Source organism: Alcanivorax sp. HI0083 (assembly GCF_001635175.1).
This window is the reverse complement of sequence record NZ_LWFX01000868.1, coordinates 1-3,456: the sequence shown is the minus strand read 5'-3', so window position 1 is coordinate 3,456 and position 3,456 is coordinate 1. Positions and strand designations below refer to the sequence as shown.

5 protein-coding genes are annotated in these 3,456 nt (G+C 58.3%); 2 read left to right on the top strand and 3 right to left on the bottom strand.

What is annotated here, in order from left to right:
- The coding region (locus A3754_RS08370) for an MBL fold metallo-hydrolase (protein ID WP_063519308.1) at nucleotides 1-907 on the bottom strand (907 nt) is incomplete at its 3' end.
- A gap of 118 nt (nucleotides 908-1,025) precedes the next feature.
- A complete protein-coding gene (locus A3754_RS08365; protein ID WP_063519307.1) occupies nucleotides 1,026-1,286 on the bottom strand; it encodes a hypothetical protein in 261 nt (86 codons plus the stop codon).
- Between the two features lie 143 nt (nucleotides 1,287-1,429).
- Here A3754_RS08365 and A3754_RS08360 point away from each other — a divergent pair, with 143 nt between their 5' ends.
- Both A3754_RS08360 and A3754_RS08355 read left to right on the top strand, forming a co-directional pair.
- Nucleotides 1,430-2,263, top strand: a complete 834-nt coding sequence (locus tag A3754_RS08360; RefSeq protein WP_082872482.1) for a GIY-YIG nuclease family protein — start codon at nucleotides 1,430-1,432, stop codon at nucleotides 2,261-2,263.
- 44 nt (nucleotides 2,264-2,307) lie between these two features.
- On the top strand, nucleotides 2,308-3,072 hold the full coding sequence (locus A3754_RS08355; RefSeq protein ID WP_063519305.1) for an SDR family NAD(P)-dependent oxidoreductase: 765 nt from the start codon (nucleotides 2,308-2,310) through the stop codon (nucleotides 3,070-3,072).
- 5 nt (nucleotides 3,073-3,077) lie between these two features.
- Here the strand turns inward: A3754_RS08355 and A3754_RS08350 are convergent, their stop codons facing one another.
- Nucleotides 3,078-3,311, bottom strand: coding sequence for a hypothetical protein (locus A3754_RS08350; RefSeq protein WP_063519304.1), 234 nt, complete (start codon nucleotides 3,309-3,311; stop codon nucleotides 3,078-3,080).
- Nucleotides 3,312-3,456 lie beyond the last annotated feature (145 nt).

The following is a 3,456-nucleotide window of genomic DNA, read 5'->3' as shown; positions in this document are numbered from 1 at the left end:
TGATATCAAACCCGAGCGCATCCTGCAGTTCATCCTCCGACAGGGCGACACCATGGTCGCGAGCCTTGGCAAACAGATAGTCCTGCATGGCAGATTCCAATCGCGGCAACAACGTAGCCTCATCACCGGGAGCGGCTTTTTCCGCCAGCGCCACGTAATCATCCACCATGGCCAGCAAGCGTTCGCCAGGCTCCCGGGGAGCGTCCAGGGCGCCATAGTGAGTCAGAAACATGCGTTCGGGGTTCAGAGCCAGCAGCTTGCGAATCGATGCTTTCAGCGCCTCAGGATCAAACTGTACCGGGGTCGTCGTGGGTAAAATAAAAGGACCTTTTTCGGTCATCAATGGAGGATAAGACAACCCAAAGGTGTCACCCGTAAAGATGCCGGCGGAGAGCGAGTCATACACACAGAAATGGTGGCGGGCATGACCCGGAGTATCGTAAAAATCCAGGCGACGATCGCCCACCAACACATGGTCGCCCTCATGCATTTCTCGCACACGCTGCGCGTCCACAGGAATAATATCGCCGTAGACTTTCGCGAAGGCCTCTTCACCGTATACCGCCGTCGCGCCCGCCTTGAGCTTGGAGGGATCAATCATGTGCCGGGCACCACGGGGGTGGATCAGCAAGGTGGCCGCTGGCAATGCCTGCATTAACCCACCCACACCCCCGGCATGGTCCAGATGGACATGGGTGGGAATCACAAATTTCACCTGATGCCGCTCAATACCTCGCTGCGCCAACAGGGAAAGAATAATCGGCACCGTGTGATGGGTGCCGGTCTCAATAATGGCGTACTCCTCTCCACCTTGAAGCAAATAACAGGCCGCCAACCCTTCGCGGATCATGGCAGTATCAATACGGGTTATTTGCTGGCCGATATCCGCGTAAGGCTGGAAGGGCATGGGAGCAACTCCTGGCAGGTCAATAGCAATCCCGACTATAGAGGAATTGACCACCCACTTGCACTCGACTCTGGTCGTAATAGCGCACGTACTAATGCCAGACCGATGTGACTGGCGATTAACCCTTGGCCAGTTGCAACAGATCTCTCGCGTAAGCATTGATATCAAAAGGCGTCTGGTTTTCCAGGGTCGCCGCCACATGGACAACAAGCACATCCGCCATTTTTTCCAGCGCGGCATCATGGTCCAGGCCATTTTTGGTCAACGCCATCATTACCATGCCCGCCTCACGGGGGTGACCATCCGCAATCTGATTTTCCACCGCTTCAATCATTGCCTTCTGCGCAAATTCGTCTTCGGCCTGCTCCATTTCATCCATAAGAATGCTCGCTTGTCGTGAATGTTTTCATTGCTGCCGCAGGCGCGTTGCCAGGCGGTGCGACAAGTCTACCCTCGCCGATAATAAACACGCCACCGGGGCCCTTCACACCGGGCTGACTCATGAACCGGTAAAACCCCGGCATGATCACTCCACCTGCCATGACAACGCCTCACTGGGTCAACGACCTGCCCTCGCAGCCGGGCGTCTATCGCTTCTACGGGGCTGAGGGGGAGCTCCTCTACATTGGCAAGAGCATCAACATCCGTCAGCGGGTGAAGAGTCATTTTCAATCATGCCAGCGATCCTCCAGGGCACGCCGAATGTGCCAACTGACGGATCATATCGATTACACACTTACCGCCGGAGAGCTGGGCGCCCTGCTGCTGGAAAACCGCGAAATCAAACAGCGCCAGCCAATCTTCAACCGTCGCCAGCGACGCTATAAACAGCTGCACACCTGGATACTGAACACCTCTGACACGGCTTTTCTGGCACCGGTACTGCATCGCCCGGCCAGGGAATCGCTGTGGAACCAGGATAGCTATGGCCTTTACCGCAGCCCCCGACAGGCCCGCCTGGCCCTGGAACACTGGATCAAACAATATCGCCTTTGCCCAAAGGTCTGCGGACTGGAAAGCGGCAGCGGGCCATGCTTTTCGTTTCAATTGAATCGCTGCCAAGGTGCCTGTTGCGGCAAGGAAAGCCCTGGCAGCCACAACCGTCGACTCAGGCAGGCCTTACATGAACACCAAATCCAGGCCTGGCCCTATAACGGCACGCTAGTGATTCGCGAATGCGGGGCAACGGAAGACGACTACCACCTGGTGCATCAGTGGTGTCATCTGGCGACGTTTAACCATGCCCCCGGCGAGGAAGATCTGCACCCCCCGCATGACGTCTGCTTTGATCTGGACAGCTATCGCATGCTCCTGCATTTTCTCAACCGGGGGATCGAGCATTTCGTTATGCCGTAAACCGTCTTCACGGCCTGTTATCCCCGTCCGTACATACTGGTCCCATGACAACGCCCAACACTTCGTCACCGATCCGCCTGATCACCGGCGCCAGTTCCGGCATTGGCCTGGCCCTGACCCGGCATTGGCTAAACCGTGACACTCCCGTGATTGCCGTATCCCGGCGAGCTTCGTCCTGCCCAGCCCTGCTGCATCTGCAGAAACAGGGAATGCCGCTACACTGTATTGATACGGACCTGACCGACGAAACCCAATTGGACGCTCTGGCCCGGAAAATCCGGCAACTGGACCTGGCCCCGGAGCAGATCATCAACAGCGCCGGCTGGCTTCACGACAACGACACCGCACTCAGACCGGAGAAGCGGCTGGAGGATGTCACCCTCCAAGGCCTGCAGCAAAGCTTTGCACTCAATGCCTTTGTGCCCGTGCTGCTGGCCCGGCACCTGATCCCCGTTATGCCGCAGGACCGCCACACCGTGTTTGCCAGCCTGTCTGCACGGGTGGGCAGCATTACCGACAATCATCTGGGCGGCTGGTACAGCTACCGCTCCAGCAAGGCAGCCCAGAACCAGCTGCTGCGTACCCTGGCCATTGAAACCCGGCGCCGCTATCCGAACCTGTGTGTCATAGCGCTGCATCCGGGCACCACCGATACCCCCCTGTCAGAACCCTTCCAGCGCAATGTGCCGACGCACAAACTGTTTTCACCACAACGGTCCGCCCGACAGCTGGCCGCGCTGATTGATGGCGCGGACGACAATGATCATGGGCGCTTTATCGCCTGGGATGGCAGAGACATCCCCTGGTAGGGGGCTCAGTCTTTTCCGGGCTGGGCCTCGTCGACAGACTCCTTCTCCGCCGGCTTCGCTTCCTGGCTACCCGCTCCCGCGTTTGCGCTGTCACCAGCCAGCGAGCCCACGCATAATCGGCATTCCCCGGCGGGCGGCGCAGGACTTTCCACGTAACGCACCCGATGGCGCGGGCCACCCCGGTGACTGGAAAACTGCACATGCCCGGCTTTGCGATCATCCTCATTTCGCTCAACCATGCTCGCGCCTCCCGGCTTTTTCGTGCTTCATGCGTGACGACGCAATATTCATCAATCGCCGAAACTGCCCGCACTCCAAATGACTGGGCGCCGGGCATTTAGCCGCATGGCGGAGACCATCGCGCATGGCTGACAGTTTGCTGAT

Excerpts from the sequence above, each read along its gene's own strand:
- A3754_RS08365 (WP_063519307.1), bottom strand. The coding sequence starts at position 1,286 with ATGGATGAAATGGAGCAGGCCGAAGACGAATTTGCGCAGAAGGCAATG.
- A3754_RS08360 (WP_082872482.1), top strand. The coding sequence starts at position 1,430 with ATGATCACTCCACCTGCCATGACAACGCCTCACTGGGTCAACGACCTG.
- A3754_RS08355 (WP_063519305.1), top strand. The coding sequence starts at position 2,308 with ATGACAACGCCCAACACTTCGTCACCGATCCGCCTGATCACCGGCGCC.
- A3754_RS08350 (WP_063519304.1), bottom strand. The coding sequence starts at position 3,311 with ATGGTTGAGCGAAATGAGGATGATCGCAAAGCCGGGCATGTGCAGTTT.